This window comes from Bradyrhizobium sp. Kon10, from assembly GCF_055807395.1.
The window spans coordinates 1-271 of record NZ_JBVVOZ010000225.1 but is presented as its reverse complement, the minus strand read 5'-3'; the positions used below and the strand labels follow the sequence as shown (position 1 = coordinate 271).

The window sequence follows — 271 nt, the reverse complement described above, 5'->3', positions numbered from 1 at the left end:
CCTGTTGCTGATATCGATCGCCTTCAACTATGGCATAGGCCACCTCCTCATCGTGGCGAAGCTTGCTCCGTCGCAACGAAAGGCCGCACTTGCCCTCGGGGTCGTCGGCGATCTCTTCGTGCTCGGCGTCTTCAAATATGCCGGCTTCGTCGCCGAGAACGTCAATGCGCTGGCCGGCACGCATTTTGCGGTCCACATCCTGCTGCCGGTCGGCATCTCCTTCTACACCTTCACGCAGATCGCGTTCCTGGTCGATGCCTGGCGCGGGCAG

Annotated in this window: 1 pseudogene; it reads left to right on the top strand. The window is 61.3% G+C overall.

From position 1 onward, the window contains the following. A pseudogene (locus AC0L2O_RS36815) lies at positions 1-271 on the top strand (MBOAT family protein); the annotation flags it as partial.